Source organism: Nonomuraea sp. B12E4 (assembly GCF_039871825.1).
Lineage (GTDB): Bacteria > Actinomycetota > Actinomycetes > Streptosporangiales > Streptosporangiaceae > Nonomuraea.
Genome location: NZ_JBDPME010000038.1, coordinates 45300 through 64459, shown reverse-complemented (window position 1 = coordinate 64459; position 19160 = coordinate 45300). Strand labels below are relative to the sequence as shown.

At 71.4% G+C, this 19160-nt stretch carries 18 protein-coding genes and 3 tRNA genes; 8 read left to right on the top strand and 13 right to left on the bottom strand.

All coding sequences use genetic code 11. From position 1 onward, the window contains the following. Window positions 1-127: 127 nt before the first annotated feature. The 3 genes from ABGB18_RS44575 to ABGB18_RS44565 all read right to left on the bottom strand — a co-directional run bounded on the left by ABGB18_RS44575 (window position 128) and on the right by ABGB18_RS44565 (window position 355). A tRNA-Arg gene (locus tag ABGB18_RS44575) sits at window positions 128-205 on the bottom strand. A 5-nt stretch (window positions 206-210) separates the two neighbouring features. Next, window positions 211-283: transfer RNA gene (locus ABGB18_RS44570), tRNA-Glu, on the bottom strand. A 1-nt stretch (window position 284) separates the two neighbouring features. Further along, window positions 285-355: transfer RNA gene (locus tag ABGB18_RS44565), tRNA-Ala, on the bottom strand. A gap of 307 nt (window positions 356-662) precedes the next feature. Here ABGB18_RS44565 and ABGB18_RS44560 point away from each other — a divergent pair. The 3 genes from ABGB18_RS44560 (at window position 663) to ABGB18_RS44550 (ending at window position 4280) form a co-directional block, all read left to right on the top strand. After that, window positions 663-1547 (top strand): MerR family transcriptional regulator, encoded by an 885-nt coding sequence (locus tag ABGB18_RS44560; RefSeq protein ID WP_347701761.1) that lies wholly within the window; start codon window positions 663-665, stop codon window positions 1545-1547. After that, window positions 1544-2035: a hypothetical protein gene (locus ABGB18_RS44555; protein ID WP_347701760.1), complete on the top strand. Its 492-nt coding sequence runs from the start codon at window positions 1544-1546 to the stop codon at window positions 2033-2035. Before ABGB18_RS44560 ends, ABGB18_RS44555 begins: the two co-directional genes overlap by 4 nt. 190 nt (window positions 2036-2225) lie before the next feature. After that, window positions 2226-4280 carry a SpoIIE family protein phosphatase gene (locus tag ABGB18_RS44550; RefSeq protein WP_347701759.1) on the top strand — a complete coding sequence of 685 codons (2055 nt, stop codon included), beginning with the start codon at window positions 2226-2228 and terminating at the stop codon, window positions 4278-4280. Here the strand turns inward: ABGB18_RS44550 and ABGB18_RS44545 are convergent. From ABGB18_RS44545 to ABGB18_RS44520, 6 genes are all read right to left on the bottom strand, one after another. After that, window positions 4261-5040 (bottom strand): class I SAM-dependent methyltransferase, encoded by a 780-nt coding sequence (locus ABGB18_RS44545; RefSeq protein WP_347701758.1) that lies wholly within the window; start codon window positions 5038-5040, stop codon window positions 4261-4263. The genes ABGB18_RS44550 and ABGB18_RS44545 overlap by 20 nt on opposite strands. A gap of 65 nt (window positions 5041-5105) precedes the next feature. Then, window positions 5106-5837 (bottom strand): SDR family oxidoreductase, encoded by a 732-nt coding sequence (locus ABGB18_RS44540; protein ID WP_347701757.1) that lies wholly within the window; start codon window positions 5835-5837, stop codon window positions 5106-5108. 91 nt (window positions 5838-5928) lie between these two features. Beyond that, entirely contained in the window at window positions 5929-6774 is an 846-nt protein-coding gene (locus tag ABGB18_RS44535; RefSeq protein WP_347701756.1) for a helix-turn-helix transcriptional regulator, read from the bottom strand. Between the two features lie 184 nt (window positions 6775-6958). Beyond that, window positions 6959-8533 carry a PH domain-containing protein gene (locus tag ABGB18_RS44530; protein WP_347701755.1) on the bottom strand — a complete coding sequence of 525 codons (1575 nt, stop codon included), beginning with the start codon at window positions 8531-8533 and terminating at the stop codon, window positions 6959-6961. Then, the gene (locus tag ABGB18_RS44525; protein ID WP_347701763.1) at window positions 8530-9009 is read right to left on the bottom strand and encodes a PH domain-containing protein; all 480 of its coding nucleotides are present in this window, start codon (window positions 9007-9009) and stop codon (window positions 8530-8532) included. Before ABGB18_RS44525 ends, ABGB18_RS44530 begins: the two co-directional genes overlap by 4 nt. Before the next feature lie 35 nt (window positions 9010-9044). Continuing rightward, window positions 9045-9584 carry a hypothetical protein gene (locus tag ABGB18_RS44520; protein ID WP_347701754.1) on the bottom strand — a complete coding sequence of 180 codons (540 nt, stop codon included), beginning with the start codon at window positions 9582-9584 and terminating at the stop codon, window positions 9045-9047. A 214-nt stretch (window positions 9585-9798) separates the two neighbouring features. Between ABGB18_RS44520 and ABGB18_RS44515 the strand changes: the two genes are divergently transcribed. The 4 genes from ABGB18_RS44515 to ABGB18_RS44500 all read left to right on the top strand — a co-directional run bounded on the left by ABGB18_RS44515 (window position 9799) and on the right by ABGB18_RS44500 (window position 13610). Further along, window positions 9799-11031 carry a sensor histidine kinase gene (locus ABGB18_RS44515; RefSeq protein ID WP_347701753.1) on the top strand — a complete coding sequence of 411 codons (1233 nt, stop codon included), beginning with the start codon at window positions 9799-9801 and terminating at the stop codon, window positions 11029-11031. Further along, window positions 11024-11647, top strand: coding sequence for a response regulator transcription factor (locus ABGB18_RS44510; RefSeq protein ID WP_347701752.1), 624 nt, complete (start codon window positions 11024-11026; stop codon window positions 11645-11647). The genes ABGB18_RS44515 and ABGB18_RS44510 overlap by 8 nt, the downstream gene beginning before the upstream one ends. A 64-nt stretch (window positions 11648-11711) precedes the next feature. Then, entirely contained in the window at window positions 11712-12305 is a 594-nt protein-coding gene (locus ABGB18_RS44505; RefSeq protein WP_347701751.1) for a TetR/AcrR family transcriptional regulator, read from the top strand. Between the two features lie 93 nt (window positions 12306-12398). Then, complete coding sequence (locus tag ABGB18_RS44500; RefSeq protein ID WP_347701750.1) at window positions 12399-13610, top strand: MFS transporter; 1212 nt, start codon at window positions 12399-12401, stop codon at window positions 13608-13610. On the opposite strand, the gene ABGB18_RS44495 is transcribed toward ABGB18_RS44500, so the two are convergent. Both ABGB18_RS44495 and ABGB18_RS44490 read right to left on the bottom strand, forming a co-directional pair. After that, window positions 13589-14113 (bottom strand): hypothetical protein, encoded by a 525-nt coding sequence (locus ABGB18_RS44495; protein ID WP_347701749.1) that lies wholly within the window; start codon window positions 14111-14113, stop codon window positions 13589-13591. The two genes, ABGB18_RS44500 and ABGB18_RS44495, sit on opposite strands and share 22 nt — an antisense overlap. Then, complete coding sequence (locus ABGB18_RS44490; protein ID WP_347701748.1) at window positions 14110-14910, bottom strand: MerR family transcriptional regulator; 801 nt, start codon at window positions 14908-14910, stop codon at window positions 14110-14112. The genes ABGB18_RS44495 and ABGB18_RS44490 overlap by 4 nt, the downstream gene beginning before the upstream one ends. Before the next feature lie 328 nt (window positions 14911-15238). Between ABGB18_RS44490 and ABGB18_RS44485 the strand changes: the two genes are divergently transcribed. Continuing rightward, window positions 15239-16747 carry an alpha/beta fold hydrolase gene (locus ABGB18_RS44485; RefSeq protein WP_347701747.1) on the top strand — a complete coding sequence of 503 codons (1509 nt, stop codon included), beginning with the start codon at window positions 15239-15241 and terminating at the stop codon, window positions 16745-16747. Between the two features lie 213 nt (window positions 16748-16960). Here ABGB18_RS44485 and ABGB18_RS44480 read toward each other — a convergent pair whose 3' ends face one another. Continuing rightward, a complete protein-coding gene (locus tag ABGB18_RS44480) occupies window positions 16961-18166 on the bottom strand; it encodes an MFS transporter (RefSeq protein ID WP_347701746.1) in 1206 nt (401 codons plus the stop codon). Continuing rightward, window positions 18163-19146, bottom strand: coding sequence for an NAD(P)/FAD-dependent oxidoreductase (locus tag ABGB18_RS44475; protein ID WP_347701745.1), 984 nt, complete (start codon window positions 19144-19146; stop codon window positions 18163-18165). The genes ABGB18_RS44480 and ABGB18_RS44475 overlap by 4 nt, the downstream gene beginning before the upstream one ends. Window positions 19147-19160: the final 14 nt, after the last annotated feature.

The following is a 19160-nucleotide window of genomic DNA, read 5'->3' as shown; positions in this document are numbered from 1 at the left end:
CACCGGGGAACTCCTGCGCGAGCTGACCATCGACCCCACCCGCGACTACCAACCCCAGGCAAACCCCAACACGACGAAACCCCCGAACCCGTAGGTTCGAGGGTTTCCGATGTCCTGAGACATCACATGGTGGCCCCAGCAGGATTCGAACCTGCAACTGGCCCGGCTTCGTAGGCCGGCGCTCTATCCATTGAGCTATAGGGCCGTGCGTACCCCGTACCGGACTCGAACCGGCGATTTCCCGGGTGAAAGCCGGGCGTCCTGACCGCTGGACCAACGGGGCGTGGACCGACAGGATCTCGAAACCTGAACTCCTGCTTGCAAGGCAGGTGTGATGCCTTTTCACCATCAGCCCGGAGAAAGAGAAAGGCCGCCCGGGGTGACCGGGCGGCCGCGGATTTCCTTCGCGAGGAATATCCGTCAGGCCTGCCCGGCCGCGCGGGCGCGCGCAGCGAGACGGCGGCGGAACCGCCGTTCGGGCCGGCGCGGGGCGGCTGCGAATCGCATGACAGGCCTTTCCGTTGGGTTTCGGGGGCGGCCCGGTGAATCGCCGCCTTTCGACATGGTCAACATTAACCGGCGGCATCAGGCGGGTGCCATTCATTTATCCGGGGCCCGGCCGGGTTTGACCTTGACGCGGCGTCAACGTCTTTACTGGGTGCATGCGGATCGGAGAGCTCGCCGCGCTGCTCGGAGTGTCCACCCGTACAGTGCGCTACTACCACCATCAGGGCGTCCTGCCGGAGCCGCCCCGCCTGGCCAACGGCTACCGCGAGTACGGCATGCGCGACGCCGTCGCCCTGGCCCGCGTCCGCCGCCTGGTCGAGCTGGGCCTGAGCCTGGACGAGGCCCGTGACGTCATCGCCGACGACCGTTCCAGGGAGCTGCCCGAGATCCTCTCGGAGATCGACTCCGACCTGGCCCGGCAGGAGCGGGAGATCCAGGCCAGGCGCACGCGGCTGGCCAAGCTGATGAAACGGGCCGAGGAGGGGACGCTGGGACCCGACGACACCGCCTCGCCCGCCCTCATGGACTTCCTGCAGGTGATCGAGGCGCCCGCGTCGAAGTCGGCCGCCTGGGACCGGGAGCTGCTGGTGCTGATGGACAGCATCCCCCCGGCGCACGGCGGGGAACTGTTCTCCTCGACGTTCGAGTCGATGGCCACCGATCCCGAGGCGATGGCCCGCGGCCACGACTTCTACCGCAGGCTCGACGAGCTGGCCGAGGCCGAGCCCGGCGACCCCAGGATCGCGCCGCTCGCCGCGGCGCTCGCCGAGTACAGCATGGAGCACCTGCCGCTCGATCCGGCGCCGGGCTCGCCCGGGTGGGACCCGGAGGCGATCGAACCCTTCCTCGAAGATCTCACTCCCGCCCAGGCCGACGTCATCCGGCGGACGATCGCGCTCGTCACCGAGGGGGCTCCGATGGCCACGTTGCCGTTCGACCGTCCTGATCCCCTGCGCCCGCCGCCCGCGTACGCGGCCCTGCGCGAGTCCTCCCCGTCGCCAGGGTATGCGCCCCGGACGGCCGCCGCGCCTGGCTGGTGACCTCGTACGACGCCGTGGCCGCCGTGCTGGCCGACCGCCGGTTCGGGCTGGCGCCGCCCGGTGATGAGACCCCGGGCAACGAGACGTTGTTCCAGGACGGCGAGACGCACACCCGGTTGCGGCGCCTGGTGTCCAGGACCTTCAACCCGCGCGGCATCGCGCTGCTGGGCCCACGCGTGGAGCGGCTGGCCGACGAGCACGTCGCGGCCCTCCCCCGGCCCGCCGACCTCGTCGCGGGACTCGCCACGCCGCTGTCCATCACGGTGATCGGCGAGCTGCTCGGCGTGGCGGTCGAGGACCGCGACCGCTTCCAGCGCCTGGCCGACGCCACCGGCGCCGTGGACTTCGCCTTCGGCGCGCCCGAGGCGGTGGCCGTGGCCGCGCCGGCTTCGAGGAGGTGTCCAGCTACCACTACCGCGCGGTGCCCTGAGCGGGCCGCCTGCGCGGAGTGGGTGGATGCGTCGGGTACTTTGAGCAGGTATCGCTGACCTGCGCCAATGCAGGGAGAAGGCGCCCTGTTTCGGCTACTTATGGGCTGATGCCACGCGCTTGGTCCGGTATTTACTCGAATGCGTACATAATCTCGGGGTTAAAAGGGATGGCCGGTGCCATGGCCATCAACGACAGGAGGTCACGCATCACGTTCAGTGGGGTGCTGGTAGGCGGGAGGCACCAAGGGTGAGCAGTGCGAAGACCCAACTGTCCGGGGGCCTGTCCCTGGACGTCTTCGACCCTGTCCCCCTGGGGATCGCCGTCACCTGCGGACCCGGCCATCGGATCGTCTACACCAACCGTGTCTACCAGGAGATCGTCGGGGAGCGCACGCGCAGCCTGCCCGGCCGCGAGGTGTTCAGCGACCTGCGCCCGCTGGGCTTCGACCCGCAGCTCGACCAGGTGCTGGAAACCGGGCAGACGATCACCTTGCGGGAGGTCCCGTTCGAGTTCCACGACAGCGGCCCGCCCTGGCGCGAACGCTACGCCTCGGCGAGCATGTCGAAGATCTCGCTGGCGTCCGGCGAGGACGGGGTGCTGATCGTCATCGCCGAGGTCACCGACCACGCCGGCCCGGAACCGGAGCTCGGGGCCGTCCAGAGCAGGGCCATCCTGCGCTACCAGAGCCTCCTGCAGATCGACACGCAGGCGTTGTGGGTGGGCGACGGGCTGGGCCGGATCACCGAGCCGAGCCCCGGATGGCAGCGGCTCAGCGGGCAGACCTTCGAGGAATACCGGGGCAACGGCTGGCTGGCGGTCATCCATCCCGACGACCGCGAGCCCTCGGAGGAGGCGGCCTACCAGGCCATGCTGCGGCACAGCCATCTGGAGCAGACCTACCGGCTGGCGATGCCGGACGGCACGTACCGTCACATCAGGTCGCGCGCCGTGCCCGTCATCGAGAACGGAGAAGTCGTCGAGTGGATCGGCGCCCTCGCCGACGTCGAGGAGGAGTGGCAGGAGGCCCGGCTGCGGACGCTGCTCGACCAGACCGCGGCGGCTACCGCGGACGTCGCCGACCTGGAGGAGGTGCTCGGCATGCTCGCCAAGGTGATCGTGCCCGCCCTGGCGGACGGGGTCGGCATCTACCTGCTCCCCCAGTTCGAGGACGACCAGTCGATCGTGCAGCCGTTCATCGCCGAGCGCGTGGTGACCACCAACCGGGACGGCATGCCGGCGCCGCGGATGCCGCGTAACGAGCGGTTCGAGCCCGACGGCGTCTTCGCCGACGTGATCAGGCGCCGCCGCCCCGTCCGGTACGTCTTCCCCTGTGGGCAGGCGCCGGACGGCGTGGTGCCGATCGGCGCCGAGGAGTGGTTCGTCACCGCCCGGGTCAACAGCATGGCCCTGGTCCCGGTGCTGGTCGACGGCACCGTGGCCGCGATCGTCGACGCCACGGTCTCCGGGAGCCGCGAACCGATCAGCGCCGCCGACGTCGACCTGCTGGGCAAGATGCTCGACCACGCCCAGGCGCACCTCAGCAACGCCCTGCGGTTCCAGCGCACCCAGCGGGTGGCGCTCGCGCTGCAGCACTACCTGCTCCCCGAGCCGCCCGAGCTGCCCGGTCTGGAGATCACCGCCCGCTACCGGCCGGGCGCCACCGCCGCCGAGATCGGCGGCGACTGGTACGACTCCTTCCTGCACCCCGACGGCTCCGCCATCCTGACCATCGGCGACGTCGCCGGGCATGACCTGGCCGCCGCCGTCACCATGAGCCAGCTCCGCAACATGCTGCGCGGCCTGGCCATGGACCGCCGCGAACCGCCCGGCGACATCCTGCGCCGCCTCAACATCGCCACCGAGGTCTTCCACCGTGAGGGCACGGCGAGCTGCATCCTGGCCCGCCTGGAAAACCGCGACGGCGGGGAATGGCGGATCAACTACTCGCTGGCCGGGCACCCGCCGCCGCTGCTGATCACCCATGACGGCGACGCCGGCTACCTCGAAGGCGGCCACAACCCGCTGCTCGGCGTGGACTACGACGCCCCGCGGCAGAGCGCGGACGCGAGCCTGCCCGCGGGCAGCACGCTGCTGCTCTACACCGACGGCCTGGTGGAGGTGCCCAGCGAGGACATCGACACGGGCCTGGAACGCCTGCGCCGGCACGCCGTGGCGCTGGCCCGCGTCTCGCTGGACGTCTTCTGTGACGAGCTGCTGGCCCGGATGCCGGTGGCGAAGAAGGACGACGTCGCCATGATCGCCGTACGGGTGCCCCGGACGGTCAGCCGTCCCGCCGGGTGACGGTGAGCAGGTGGCCGCTGATCCCGAGCAGGGACGGCACCGATTCCACCGAGCGCTGCGCGTCGAGCATGAGTTGCCGGCGCTGCGGGTCGTCGAGCCAGTCGTTGACGTCACCGTAGAGCCAGAAGGCGCCCTCCAGCCCGTACTGCCGGACGTCGGGGAATCCCGCGTCCGCGAACTCCCCCGGCACCTCGCCCGGGTCGTGCAGGTAGGCGCTGAACCCCCGGGGCGAGGACATGATCCCCTCCGCCAGGGCCGCGTGCGCGGCCTGCCGCTGCGGCTCATCCAGGTAAGCGCCCAGGTAGACGGTGTCGTGCACGGCCGCGTAGCGGTTGATGGTGGCGGCCGCCACCAGTCCGCCGGGCCGCACGGCGCGCCGGGCCTCCGCCAGCGCCCGCACCCGGTCGGCCCGATCGGTGAGATGGTAGAGCGGGCCCAGCAGCAGGACCGCGTCCACGCTCGCGTCCGGCACCGGCAACCGCCGCGCGTCGCCCAGCCGGGCGGTCAGCCCGGCCATCCGCGAGGCCCGCTCCACGTGCAGCGGGATCGGGTCCAGCAGCTCGACCTCGTAGCCGTCGGCGCCGAGCCACTCGGCGTGCACACCGGTCCCGCCGCCCACGTCCAGCACGCGTGCCGGGGGCGGGGGCAGCAAGCGGCGCAGCACGTCCTGTGTCCGCCAGAACTCCAACCGGCCACGCCCCTCGCGCAGCCGATCGTGCTCCCTGCCTTGTTCGTAGTAGGCATGCACTGCCTGGGTCACGCGCATACTTGATCATCGCTATGGGCCCGCGGCCCGAACAAATGGTTTATCGGCCGGGGCGCGGTTCAGCGCTGCCTGGCCGGGCGGATGACGAGCTCGTTGACGTCCACGCCGGGCGACTGGCCGATCGCGTACGAGATGGCCTCGGCGATGCTGTCCGGCGGGATGGACTCCGCCCGGTATGTCCGCATCGCCTCCCGCGCGTCCGCGTCGCTGATCGAGTCGGCCAGCTCGGACTCCACGACGCCGGGAGAGACCGTGGTCACCCGGATGCTCGGGTCGAGCTCCAGGCGCAGGCCCTCGGTGATGGCCCAGGCGGCATATTTCGTGGCGCAGTAGACCGCCCCCGTGGGCGCCACCTGGTGGGCGCCGATCGAGGCGACGGTGACGAAGTGGCCGCCGCCCTGCCGCTGGAAGTGCGGCAGCGCCGCGGCGATCCCGTGCAGGAGGCCGCGTATGTTGACGTCGATCATCCGGTCCCATTCGGCGGTCAGCAGCGCGTCCAGCCGTGACAGCGGCATCACACCGGCGTTGTTGACGATCACGTCGATCCGGCCGTGCCGGTCGGCGGCGGCGTCGGCGAACGCGGCGACGTCCTCGCGGTCGGTCACGTCGAGCCGGCGCACGTCGACGCTGCCGCCCACGTCCTCGATCTCCTTCGCGACCATGGCCAGCCGGTCCCTCCGGCGGGCGCCGATCACCACCCGGTAGCCCTCGCGGGCCAGCCGCAGCGCGGTGGCCTGACCGATGCCGCTGCTCGCGCCGGTGATCAGGATGACTTTACCGGTGGTGATCATGACATTTCCTCTTTGTGGTGGGTGGTCGCCGCAGCGGGGGTGCGGGCATGGCGAGATGGCGCGCCGGCGGGCGGCGCGCGGGAACGGGAGGTCAGGACCTGGTGTCCGTGATGGCGGAGGGGTCGGCGGTGAGGCTGCCCAGCAAGGACAGCGCCTCCTCGGACGGGCTGCCGGGGGCGGCCTGGTAGACGACGAGCTGCTGGCCGGGGGCGCTGTTGACGGTCAGCGACTCGTAGCGCAGCGTCAGCTCGCCGACCAGCCGGTGGCGGAAGCGCTTGATCTCGTGGGTCTTCTGGCGGACGTCGTGGCGGGCCCACAGGCGGCGGAAGGTCTCGCTCCTGAGCGACAGCTCCGCCACCACCTCGACGAGCAGGGGGTCGTCGAGGTCGGTGCCCGCGGCCGCGCGCAACCCGGCCACGGTGTTGACCGCCACCCGGTCCCAGTCGGGGTAGAAGCGGCGCGCGTCCGGGTCGAGGAACACCAGCCGGAGCAGGTCACCGCGGTAGGTGTGGCCGTCGAACAGCGCCGCGCCCAGGGTGTTGGCCGCCAGCACGGTCAGACGGCGGCCCAGCACCACCGCCGGGGTGTGCGGCCAGGCCGCCATCATGCTGGTCAGGCCGGGGCTGACGCGCTCGTCCCGGGCGGTCCTGAGGTGCCGGGCCGGTCGGCGGGCGAGCGAGTGCAGGTGCGCGGCCGCGTCCTCCTCCAGCTCCAGCACCCGGGCCAGCGCGTCGACCACCTGGGCCGAGGGGTGGCGCTCGCGGCCCTGCTCCAGCCGTACGTAATAGTCGGTGCTGACCCCGGCGAGCTGTGCGACCTCCTGGCGGCGCAGCCCCGCCACCCGCCGGCGGGTGCCGGTCGGGAGGCCGAGATCCCCGGGCCGGAGCACCTCGCGGCGGGCCCGCAGGAACTGCCCGAGCAGGTTCTCCGTGTCCATGGCTTCGAGGCTAGGCCAAGGGCGGGCCGGGCGGGGCCGCCAAGGGTGGTCGCGGTTCTCCTAGTGTCGCCGCAATGTTGGGACGCATTCGGAGTCAGCGATTCGAGAGCGCGGAATCCCGCTCGAGGGACAGCACCTGCCCGACCAGATGAGCGACGGTCGTGCGGCCGAGCCGCTCAGCTCGTCAATCGGTGACGACGGTGTCGTACCGGCGCGGCTGGAATCCGGCCGGCGGTTCACCCGTCTCGAGGAACGGGGCGAGCAGCCGGGGCACCGCGGCCTCGGCGAGGGCCAGACCCTGGTCCACGGACACGTCACGGACCTTGTAGAGGCCGTCTCCCGCGGCCGTGGTGGCGCCGAGGGTGAGCAGGCCGGTCCGGCGCTGGAACGGCGACCGGGTGATGCTCCAGCCGATGATCCCGTCCGGCCGGAGCACGACCGTGTGGTGGGCGAACGCCCCGTACCTGATGGCGAGATAGCGGCCGCGCATGCCGTGACCGAGGGTCCGGTACGCGTCGAAACCGAGAGCCAGCAGGGCTGGGATCACCACCAGCCCGGTGATCCATCCGGCGGTGATCCACGCGGAGCCGAGCCACGGTCCCAGACCGGCGGGAACGGCGGCGACCAGGATCCCCGCCGTCAGCGCGTGGCCGATCCTGCGGCGCAGCGCGGTACGCGGGTGCGGCGCCAGGCCCTCCCCGGTGAGCAGGTCCCGCTCGGTCGCCACGGCGGGCGGCAGCACCTCGGCGGCCACCCGCAGGGCCTCGGCCCGGGGAACCGGCGGGGTCAGAGTGCGACGGCTGCGGTTCTCCTCACGATTGCCCAGGCCACTGGCGATGGCGTCGAGCCTGGCTCCCCCGGCCCAGCGCAGCGGGATCGGCTCGACCAGTTCGAGGCCACGCAACCGCTGCTCCTCGATGCTCACCGAGCGGGTCGCCAGCAGGCCGCGGCGGGTCCGCAGGATGCCGCCCTCCTCGCGGCGCAGCTCGTACCCGCTCCAGCTCTCGATGAAGGTGCAGGTGGAGCTGAGCACGCCGAGGGCGACGATGACCAGCACGGCCAGCAGGACGCCGTACCAGAGCGGGACGGAGCCGAAGCGGCGCACCAGGTCCTTGACCAGGCCGAGCTCCAGCGGGTCGATCTTCATCTCGTGCAGGATCCGGTAGGCGCTGCCGGCCGCGGCCAGCACGCTGCCGACGCCCCAGACGGTGAGCGGGGCGTACCGCAGCCAGGATCGGTCCAGCTCGCTGATGAGGTCATCGGTGTCCGCTGCGCTCCGGGGGCGGGCCGCGTCGCGGAGTTCGATGATCTGGCGGCGCAACGCGGCGGCGTCGGCGGTGGTCAGGCCGTCCAGCCTGATTCCGCGGCCGGTGGGGCCGCCCTGCCCGCCGGTGTCGATCCTGAGCGTGGTGAGCCCGAGGACGCGGTGCACCGGGTTGGCGGTCAGGTCGATGCCCCGTACGCGGTCGATCGGGATCGAGTGGCGGCTGCGGAAGAGCAGGCCCGAGCGGAGCTCGAACCGCTCGGAGGTGAGGTGGTAACGGGTGGTCGCCAGCCGCGTCACACCGATGCCGCCGACGATCAGGAAGGCGATGAACAGCGCGGCGATGGTGATGAGGACCTGGAGGTTCGCCTGCCCGCCGGTGACGAGCAGGCTGATCAGGAACGCGGCGAGCGGGGCGAGCGGGATGCTCAGGTTGGCCAGGACGAGCCGGCCGCTCAGCCGGCCGCCGCCGGGCGGGTCCGTACGCGACGTCATGCGGCATCTCCCGGTACGGCCTGCGTGTTCCGGGTGAGCTGGGCCACCAGATCGTCGCCGACCTGCTGGTCGAGCCCCTTGATGGCGACCGCGGAGGAGGAGGCGGTGGTCACGCTGACACCGGACAGCCCGAAGAGCTGCTGCAGCGGGCCGCGCAGCGTGTCGACGGTCTGGACGCGGGACAGCGGCACGACCCGCCACCGCTGCCACAGCCAGCCGGACGCGGCGTAGACCGCCTCGTCGGTGACCTCCCAGCGGTGCACCCGGTAGCGCCAGGACGGCATGACGGCCATGTAGAGCAGGCCGGGAACGAGGGAGATCAGGGTCGACCACATGAAGAACTCACGGGTGGGCGGAATGGTGGCCCACAGGATCGCGAAGGTGAGCGGCAGGGGCAGGGCGAACACCGCGGACTGCGCGGTCCACCAGCCGATCGCGCGGCCGGACACCCGATGGCGCGGCGGGCGGAGCCTCATGGCGCCCGCGGGCCGGGTCAAGTCGTTCGCGTGCCTCACTTGGCCGCCTCCAGCACCTCGGCGTCCGCCGAGTCCTGGCCCTTCAGCCTGCGCACCTTGGCCATGAGCACGGCGGTACGGGCCAGCACCATGGCCAGCGACATGAAGACGAAGGCGTTGGCGTAGGTGTCGGGGCCGCTGATCTGGTAGTCGATGGAGAAGCGGACCAGACCTTCGGCGAACCAGTGCTCGGCTCCGTAGGCGAAGACGACGCGGCCGGTGGACAGCACGATCCACACCAGCGCGTAGCCGATCCCGCCGACGGTGTAGAGCTCGCCCGAGGCCCGCCGGTACGCGGGCAGCAGCGCGCCGGCGACCAGCCCGCAGATCACCCCCGTGCCGACCCCCACGAGCTGCAGCGACAGGTCGTTGCCCTGCGTCGGGAAGGAATGAACGAAGATCGCGATGATGACGGCCACCGCGAGCACCGACCGCAGCATCCGCATCGTGGTGACGCGGCGCTGTCCCAGGTCGGTGGCCAGGATGATGGCCAGGATGGTTCCGCTCGCTATGAGGGCAGCAAGAAACTGACTCATTTGGGAGTTCTCCCTGTAGTGGGGGTGGGTTTCGTGCGGGGTTGGCCCTGCGCACGTTCTCTTATGACGTCAACCGTAGGAACGCGGCCCACCACCGCGAGACGACCGAACGGTGGTTCCGGCTGTCAGCCGATCGGTGGACACGGGCCGGCGAGGGACATGACAGAGGGTACGGTGACGAGCACGGCCGGCGGCCATGGTACGACTGGTGCCCGTGAAGCGATCTCAGGTGGGCCAGGAGCCGGGCAGCGTGCGATCCCAGGGCGACGAACCGCGTACGGGCTGGTTCGGCCTGTGGGACGCCTTCTTCGCCGTCTCCTACCTCGTCACCTCGGTGCTGTTGTTCATTTCCGACGCCTCCCAGGCCCACCACGCCGGCGCGATCGGCGCGCTGACGCTGATCGTGCCCTGGTACGCCGGGCTCGGCCGCCGCTTGATGATCAACCAGGTCTACGGGCCGAGAAACCTGGTGTTCGCGATCGGCCTGGTGCTGCTGTTCTGCCTCACCACGGTGTTCGGCTTCATCGGCGCCTTCGCGCTGTTCGCCGTGGCCCCCATGCTGCTCATGAGCCTGCCGATGAGGCCGGCGGTCGTCCTGCTCGTGGTGGCCAACCTGTTCCCGACGGCGATGGTGTGGCTCAGGAGCGAGGAGCCGGCGGTGAGCGTCTGGGGCGTGCTGCCCATCTCACTGCTGAGCCTCGCGCTGTCGGTCCTGCTCGGACTGTGGATCAAGAGGGTGATACGGCAGAGCAAAGAGCGCGGCCGGCTCATCGAGGAGCTGCGGCGCAGCCGGGAGCGGGTGGCCCGGCTCTCCCACGAGGCCGGCATCTCGGCCGAGCGGGAAAGGCTGGCCCGGGAGATCCACGACACCCTCGCCCAGGGCCTGACCAGCATCATCAGCCTGGTCCAGGCGGCGGAGTCGAGCATGCGCGACGCGCCGGACCAGGCGAGCCGGCACCTGTCACGCGCCGGGGAGGTGGCCAGGGAGTCCCTCGCCGAGGCCCGTGACTTCGTCGCGGCCCTGACCCCGCCCACCCTGCGGGCCGGCTCCCTGGTGCAGGCCGTACGCAGGCAGGCGGACGGCCTGGTCGCGGAGACCGGCCTGGACGTGCGCACCTCCGTCCAGGGCACGGAGCGAGCCCTGCCGATGCCGGTCAACGTCGTCCTGCTGCGCTCGGTGCAGGAGGCGATCGCCAACGTGCGCAAGCACGCCAGGCGGGCCCGCGCGCTGGAGGTGGTGGTGGCCTTCGAGGGCGACACGGTCCGCCTGCTGATCCGTGACGACGGTGAGGGGTTCACCCCGGACGACACCCACGAGGGGTACGGGCTGCGCGGCATGCAGGCCCGGGTGGCGGAGATCGACGGGACGGTGACGGTCACCAGCCGGCCGGGCGAGGGCACCGCCGTCGAGGTGCGCGTCCCCGTCGAGGAGGCGGCACATGTCTGACATCAAGGTCCTGCTCGCCGACGACCACCCGGTGGTCCGCGAGGGTCTCATCGCCATGCTGCAGTCCGCCGACGGCATCACCGTCGTGGGCGAGGCCGGCTCCGGAGAGGAGGCGGTCGTCCGGGCGGAGGCGCTCCGGCCGGACGTCATCCTGCTGGACCTGCGCATGGGCGGGATGGACGGCGTCTCGGCCACCGAGCACATCGTGCGGCGGCTGCCCGGCAGCAAGGTCGTCATCGTGACCACCTACGAGGACGACACCGACATCCTGCGGGCGGTCGAGGCGGGCGCGGCGGGCTATCTGCTGAAGGGCAGCTCGCGCGCGGAGATGATCGGCGCGGTGCAGAGCGCCGCCCGCGGGGACACCGTGCTCACCCCGTCCCTAGCCGGCAAGCTCTTCCGTGCCCGGGGGGCCGAGCCGTCGCCTCTCTCCGACCGCGAGCGCGACGTGCTCCGCCTGGTCGGCCAGGGCCTGACCAACGCCGAGATCGGCGGCGAGCTGTTCATCAGCGAGGCCACCGTCAAGACGTACCTGCTGCGCACCTTCAAGAAGCTCGGCGTCTCCGACCGCACGGCGGCGGTGATGACGGCGATGGAACGCGGCCTGCTGCCGTGAGGCGCGCCGATCCCTGACTCACTCCGATATTGCACCAATCGGTGCAGAACGCTAGTGTTGCCGCATGGCTCGACCACGGACGTTCGACGAGGAACGGGTGCTGGACATCGCGATGGACCTGTTCTGGGCGAACGGCTATGAGGCCACCTCGACCCGGGACCTCTGCACGGCCGTCGGCCTTGACCGCAGCAGCCTCTACAACGCCTTCAGCAGCAAACACGAGCTGTTCAAGCGCGTACTGGCCCGCTACATCGAGGCCACCGCCGGCAACCAGTTCCGCATCCTGGAGGACGAGCGGCAGTCGGCCGTGGAGCGGATCCGCGCGCTCCTCACGGCGATCATCGACCAGGAGTCGGCGACCTTCCGGAACGGCCACGGTCGCGGCTGTCTGACCGTGAACACCACCGTGGAGCTGGCGGCCCGTGACCCGGAGATCGCCGCGGTCCTGAACCGCGACCTGGCCGGGCGGCTCGATTCCTTGAGAACCGTGATCGCGGCCGGGCTGGCGGCCGGCGAGATCACCTCCACGCGCGGACCGGAGTCGCTGGCCCGGTTCGTCAACGCCGTGATCGCGGGCATCAGGGTGGCCGCGCAGGGAGGCTCGGACCGTGCCGCCCTGGAGGGCATCGCCGACCTTGCCCTGGATGCCCTGACCTGACCTTCCCGCCCTGACAAGCCCCCGAGTCGTGGGCGGGCGCTCGCCTGCCCACATTTTACACCAATCGATGCAAAATTCTGAGGAGTGCCTGCCTTGCCCCGTGCCGTATACCTGCTTGCCTTCGGCATCTTCGCCATGGTGACCAGTGAGTTCTCCGTCGCCGGACTCATGCCGCAGATGGCCGTGGGACTCGACGCGACCATCCCGCAGATCGGCTATCTCATCACGGCCTTCGCGGTCGCGATGACCGTCGGCGGCCCGTTCCTCACCGTCGCGGTCGCGAAGTGGCGCCCCAAGCCGGCGCTCATGTCGCTGTTCGCCGTCTTTCTGTTGGGCAACGTGCTGGCCGCCACCGCGGGCTCGTACCCGGTCATGCTGGTCGCGCGGGTCATCACCGGAGTCGCCGCGCAGGCGTTCTTCGGGGTGGCCATCTCCCTGGCCGCCCGGTTGACGGCGCCCCACATCCGCGGGCGGGCCATCGCGGTGGTCCTGAACGGCCTGATGGTCGGCACCCTGCTGGGGCTCCCGCTGTGCACGCTGATCGGAGAGCACCTGGGATGGCGCGCCGCCTTCTGGGCCGTCAGCGCGCTGACGATCCTGACCGCCCTGGCCACGCTGATCGGCGGGCCGCGCCTGGAGCAGGCCGCGGATGACGGCGCGAGCTTCCGCGACGAGCTGCAGGTCTTCAAGAACGCCAAGCTGTGGCTGGTGCTGTGCACCAGCACCCTCATCATCGGCGCGACCTTCTCCGCCTTCAGCTACCTGAGCCCGATCCTCACCCAGGTGACGGGGGTCAGCGCTGACACCGTACCGCTCCTGCTGGTCGCGTACGGCGCCGCGACCGTGGTGGGCAACACCGTCGTCGGACGCCTGGCCGACCGGCACACCATCAGCGTCCAGGTATGGGGCCTGGCACTCAACCTGCTCTTCCTGACCGGTTTCGCCCTGCTGGCCCACGTCAGCGTCCCCGCCGTGGCGTTCATGCTGGGCATCGGCCTGGTGGGCGTCACCATGAACCCCGCCATGGGCACCCGTGTCCAGCGCATCGCCAACGCCCGCCCGCTCGTGAACACCGTCCACTCGTCCTTCATCACCCTGGGCGTCATCATCGGCTCCTCGGTCGGTGGCCTGGCCATCGACGCCTACGGCCTGCGCGCCCCCCTCTGGCTCGGCGCCGCCCTGGCGGCCATCGGCCTGCTGTGCTTCCTCCCGGAAGCACGCCGCACCAGAAAGCCGGTGCCGACCGGCGAGGAGGCGGCACCGGCCGATGGGGTGGGAGTGCGTCAGGCCGGGCGTACCGGCTGACGCAGCAACGTGCGGGGCGCCGGGTCGTCCAGGGAGGTCAGGTAGACCTCGTGGTGCGGGCCGTTGGCGACCAGGCCGCGCGCGGCCATGAAGTCCTCCATGACCTTCAGCGACCGGGGCTCCTCACTGAACGGGCCCTCGTGCAGCAGCTCCACGCACCGGCCCTCGGTGATGGTGGCCAGCCGTACGCGGTCCACGGCGGCGCCCGAGGCGCGGCCGGCCTCGCGGGCCCGCTCCAGCGCGCCCTCCGGGTGCTCGTGCTCCGGCACGGCTCGCAGCGGCAGCAGCAGGTGCCAGCGCCACTGCTCGCGGGGCACCCGCAGGGCCGGCCGCTCGTCCTCCACCCACCACTGGCCCGTCATCGGGCCGGTGTCGGCGCCCAGGGCGGCGGCGACGGTGTACAGGGCGCGGATGGCCGTGGTGTGCTCGCTGCCGCCGGGCTCCCCCAGGCCGGTCACGTTCAGGCAGGTCACGGGGCCATGGGTGGCGATCGTCGGGGTCATGGCAGGTCCTCCAAGGGGGTCATCAGGTGGGTGACGAGCCGGTCCGGCTCGGTGGTGGCCGGGTCGGAGACGTACACCTCGCGGATGGGGCCGCTCAGTGGGTGCCCTCTCTCGGCGCACCAGGCCAGCACGGCGTGGGCGGTGAAGGAGATCTGGTCGTACGGGCCTACGTGCGTCGCGCAGGCGAACGCCCCGCCGGGCAGCACCGCCAGGTCGAGGCCCGCCCGCTCCCACGGCCCGGCCGGGCCGTCGCGGCCGGCGACGAGCGCGACGCGCACCTCGAAGGCGTCGCCCAGCTCGACCGGGAACAGCCCGATCAGCTCCGGCGGCCCGGCCTCGGGCCGGGCGCGCATCAGCCGGGCGATCGCCGCCGAGGTGGCGCGGGCCACGTCGGCGGGCCCGGCCGCGCTCTCCCGGGCCATCGCCACCGGCCTGGCCGGCTCGGTGACCACCCGTACGGGCGCGACCGGCAACCCGTCGGCCATCACGCGCTCCAGCGTCGCCAGCGTCCGCCGCCGCCTCTCCAGCTCCGCCTCCAGCCCGGCGCGCACCCCGTCCAGGGCGCCGGCCGTGCCCGACAGGACCTCGGCGATGACCGGCAGCGGAACGTCCAGCGTGCGCAGCAGCCCGATCGACAACGCCTGCCTGGCCTGCCCGCGCCGGTAGTAGCGGTAGCCGGAATCGGCGTCCACATACGCCGGCACCAGCAGCCCCAGCTCGTCATAGTGCCGCAACTGCTTGACGCTCAACCGGCTCAACCTGGCGAACTGCCCGATCGGCAGTAGATCTCCGTCCACGAACCCCAGCATGGACTCTCCCACGGGGGCAGAGTCCACCCCACCATCCCGTCATGGAGGCGCGACCGGGACACACCCCTTCCCGGTCACTCACGCCCGCTGGCGGGGACGGCAGGCCGGTGAGGTAGCGATCGTGTAACCGGGTGCAAGCGGCCGAAATGCCCCGCGGCCCGCGCCCACGTCTCTTCCTGTCCGGCCGGGACAGGATCGCGGCCGACGGCTCCGGCGAGCGGGAGGTCCCATGCGAGTGGCACTCATGCGCGCTAACGCTCAGGAAACATCCCTTGGTGCATAACTGGATCTTTCGCCGAGGAAAGGACTTCCGTTCATGAACCATTCGACCGTGCCCGGCGTGGGGCTGGGTGCTCTGCTGGTGAGCTCCGTGGTGGCCTCGCCGCCCGCCGTGGCCGAAACCGGGGTCAAGCCTGCGTCCATCTCATGGCAGCAGTGCCCGGAATATTCTGACGATGAGTTGCGCTCCCGGGGGCTGAAGGAGAAGGAGTTCGCGAAGTTGCGTCAGTTGCTCGGCCGTACGCAGTGCGGGACCCTGAGCGTTCCGCAGGACTACTCCGATCCGGGCGGTACCCAGATCACCATCGCCCTGACCAGGCTGAAGGCCACGGATCAGAAGCGCAGGATCGGGAGCCTGGCCTTCAACCCGGGTGGGCCGGGCGGCAGCGGCTACCTGATGCCGATCGAACTTGTCACGAAGGGTGTGTCGCTGGACGAACGGTATGACCTGATCGGGTTTGACCCGAGAGGCGTCGGCCGCAGCACGAAAACCGCCTGCGCCCTGAGCCCGGACCGGACACAGCCAGGGTCGGTCACCAAGGAGCGGGCCAGAAGGCTCTACGACGACACGGCCGCCAGAAACCAGGCGTGCGCCCGGTCGAACCCCGCCTTCCTAAAGCAGCTCAGCGCCGCGAACGTGGCTCGTGACATAGACCGGATCCGCGCCGCGCTGGGTGAGCGGAAGATCAGCTTCTACGGCATCTCGTGGGGCACCTGGCTCGGGGCCGTCCTGCGCAGCCTGCACGGCGACAAGGTGCACCGGATGTGGCTGGACAGCGTGGCGCCGCCCGAGCGCGGCCGGGACCACGCGACAGGGCTGCGCGCAAAGGCTGCCGACCGCGGCTTCCAGCGGTTGGCCGCCTGGATCGCCGAACGCGATGGCACCTACGGGCTGGGCGCATCCCGGAAGCAGGTGGTGTCGACGCTCACGGCGATGCGCAAGTCGTACGACGCCGAGCCGCTGACCTTCACCGACCCCGGCATCGCCTTGGACGGCGGCAAGGTCGCCCAGGCCGCAGGCCGTTCCAGCGCGAGCTGGCCCGACGTCGCGCAAGCGTTCAAGGAACTGGTGGACGCGGAAGGACCGACGGCGCCACCGGCCGTCAGGAAGGTGTTCGGCGGCGGGCCGTCGGACGGCGGGTCCGACAGGACGGCGAACCTCGCCTACATCTGCAACGAGGACTCGGGCTCGCGCGCGTTCGAACCGGCGTGGAAGGCGTACCAGCAGATCCTGGAGCGCTACCCGGTGACCGGCCGATCCAGCACCTACGTGCCCCCATGCGCGGGATGGCCGCTGCCGGTGGACGAAAGCCCCGTGAAGCGCGGCGGCGGCTCGTTGATGTTGTCGGGACACCGCTACGAGACCTTGGCTCCGTACGAGGGGACGCTCGCCATGCACAAAGCCATCGGCGGTGGCCTCGTGAGTATCGACGACGACGTGCACGGCTCCGCCACCCGGATACCCGGCTGCATAGCCAAGATCGTCAGCTACTTCGAAACCGGCCGGCGCACCAGCACGTGCCCCGGCTCGCCGCTCCCGTCCTGACCGAGCGCCGCCCCGCATCTATCCTGATCGCCGGCGATCCAGATCGTGACAGAACGGCCGTTCCATGTGCGGCGGGTTACACGATCGCTACCAACTCCCACGCACCCGGCACTCTCGAAACCCCGGAAGTCACAGACGACGCAGCGCGGCAATCGCTCGGCCGGTTTCTCCCGCATCTTCGGATCGGGCTCGACCGCCGTCACGCCGCCGGGTTCAGGAGCTGTCTGACCGGCGCCGGGAGATGGCCCGGTCGAGCAGCGCGGCCGGCACCGTGACCGCGGCCAGGGCGGCACCGATCCACATGACCGAGGTGATGCCGGCACCCGCGTTCAGTGCCACCCCGGCCAGCGCCGGGACGAGGCTGATGCCGAGCTGGAACGCGGAGACGGCGGTGGCCCCGGCGAGGGTCGGCGCCTCCGACGCGATGGTGAACACCCGCCCGTAGATGGCCGGGTTCAGCACGAACCCGGCCACCCCCAGGAGCAGGACGAGGGGGATCACGGCCACCGCCTGCCCGGCGAGTACGGCGAGCAGGACAGAACTGGCCAGGATCCCGATCGCCCCGATCAGGAGCGCGTGGAAGGGCCGCCGATCGGCGATCCGGCCTCCGACGGACAGGCCGGCGAAGGCGCCCCCGCCGAACAGCGCGAGGATCGCCGGGACCCAGACGCCGGGCAGGCCGGTGATGCCGGTCAGGAACGGGGCCAGGTAGTTGAACGAGATCATGTAGGCGGCGGTGCTCAGGATGGTGACGGCGTACACGACCCACAGTTGCGGCCGTCTCATGGTGCGCAGCTCGCGCCGCACGCTGGGCTCCTCCCCCGCGCTGGTCGCGGGCATCGCGAGCAGACTCAAGATCGCACCGGCGGCGGTCAGGGCGACCACGCCCCAGAACCCGCCCCGCCATCCCGTGAAGTAGCTGAGCAACGCCCCGGCCGGGCCACCGGCGATCATCGCGAGGCTGAGCCCGCTGACGACGACCCCCGAGGCGCGTGCGGTGCGGTCGGGCGTGACGAGGCCGATCGCGGTGACCGCCGCGACCGCCCAGTAGCCCGCATAGGCCAGGCCGCAGACGAAACGGGTGGTCAGCAGCACCGTGTAGTCGCTGGTCAGCAGGCCGGCGGTCACCGAGGCGGCGAAGACCGCCTGGGTGGCCACCAGCGTGGTGCGGCGCGGCCAGCGCAACGTCATGATCGCGAAGGGTGGCCCGCCGATGACGACGCCGACGCCGAACGCCGAGATCAGCGCGCCGGCGGCGGACAGGGTGATCCCGAAGTCCGCCGCGACCGCCGGCAGCACCCCGGCCAGCAGGAACTCCGCGCTGCCCATCGCGAACAGGCTGAACGCCAGCAGGTAGACGCCGAGCGGCAGCCTCCCGCGCGAGACCGGCACCCGTTGCTGTGCGGTTTCCACGCTCACCGGCTCTCACCCCGGACCGCGAACGCGGCGCGACGCTGTTCGACGGCGCTGTCGACGTCCTCGTTCACCAGGTCGGTGTTGATGGCGAAGGCGGCGGCGGACCCCATGCCGGCGGCGGTGACGACCTGGGCGCGCGGGTCGATGACGTTGCCGGCGGCCCAGACGCCGGGGACGCTGGTCCGGCCGGTGCGGTCGGTGGTGACCCAGCCGTTGTCGTCCCTGGCGCAGCCCAGGCCGGTCAGCAGGTCGTCGCGCGGCACCATGCGCGGGAAGACGAAGGCGGCGGCACGCGGGACGACGTGACCGCCGGCGAGCTCGATGCCGCGCAGCCGGTCGCCGTCGATGACCAGCCGCTCGATCTCGCCCTCCACGATGCGCAGGCCGCGTGCCTCCAGCCGCTCCCGGTCCTGCGCCGTCAGGTCGAGGGTGTGCGGGAAGAAGGCGACGTCGTCGCTCCAGTCGCGCAGGAGCAGGGCCTGGTGCACCGCGCCAGGACCGGTGCCGAGCACGGCCAGCGGCTGGTCGCGTACTTCGTAGCCGTGGCAGTAGGGGCAGTGCAGCAGGTCCTTGCCCCAGCGTTCGCGCACGCCGGGGAGGTCGGGCAGTTCGTCGCGCAGCCCGGTCGCGACCAGGACGCGGCGGGCCCTGAGCACCGCCCCGTCGGCCAGGCGGACGTAGTAGCCGTGGTCGATCCGTGTCACCCGGGCCCGGAGGAGCCGGACGCCGTACCGGGTGACCTCGGCGCGGCCGAGTTCGAGCAGCTCCGCCGGGGGCAGGCCGTCGCGGGACAGGAAGCCGTGCATGTGCGCGGCGGGCGCGTTGCGCGGCTCCCCGCCGTCTGTCACCACCACCTTGCGGCGGGCGCGGCCCAGCAGCAGGGCGGCGTTCAGGCCGGCCGCCCCGGCGCCGACCACCACCACGTCGTACACCTCGTTCGGGACGGCCTTGTCCATGCCGTCCTGGTCAGTCGCCTTGATCATGGCGATCACCTCCG

Excerpts from the sequence above, each read along its gene's own strand:
- ABGB18_RS44560 (WP_347701761.1), top strand. The coding sequence starts at position 663 with ATGCGGATCGGAGAGCTCGCCGCGCTGCTCGGAGTGTCCACCCGTACA.
- ABGB18_RS44540 (WP_347701757.1), bottom strand. The coding sequence starts at position 5,837 with ATGATCACCACCGGTAAAGTCATCCTGATCACCGGCGCGAGCAGCGGC.
- ABGB18_RS44535 (WP_347701756.1), bottom strand. The coding sequence starts at position 6,774 with ATGGACACGGAGAACCTGCTCGGGCAGTTCCTGCGGGCCCGCCGCGAG.
- ABGB18_RS44530 (WP_347701755.1), bottom strand. The coding sequence starts at position 8,533 with ATGACGTCGCGTACGGACCCGCCCGGCGGCGGCCGGCTGAGCGGCCGG.
- ABGB18_RS44525 (WP_347701763.1), bottom strand. The coding sequence starts at position 9,009 with ATGAGGCTCCGCCCGCCGCGCCATCGGGTGTCCGGCCGCGCGATCGGC.
- ABGB18_RS44520 (WP_347701754.1), bottom strand. The coding sequence starts at position 9,584 with ATGAGTCAGTTTCTTGCTGCCCTCATAGCGAGCGGAACCATCCTGGCC.
- ABGB18_RS44510 (WP_347701752.1), top strand. The coding sequence starts at position 11,024 with ATGTCTGACATCAAGGTCCTGCTCGCCGACGACCACCCGGTGGTCCGC.
- ABGB18_RS44505 (WP_347701751.1), top strand. The coding sequence starts at position 11,712 with ATGGCTCGACCACGGACGTTCGACGAGGAACGGGTGCTGGACATCGCG.
- ABGB18_RS44495 (WP_347701749.1), bottom strand. The coding sequence starts at position 14,113 with ATGACCCCGACGATCGCCACCCATGGCCCCGTGACCTGCCTGAACGTG.
- ABGB18_RS44485 (WP_347701747.1), top strand. The coding sequence starts at position 15,239 with ATGAACCATTCGACCGTGCCCGGCGTGGGGCTGGGTGCTCTGCTGGTG.
- ABGB18_RS44475 (WP_347701745.1), bottom strand. The coding sequence starts at position 19,146 with ATGATCAAGGCGACTGACCAGGACGGCATGGACAAGGCCGTCCCGAAC.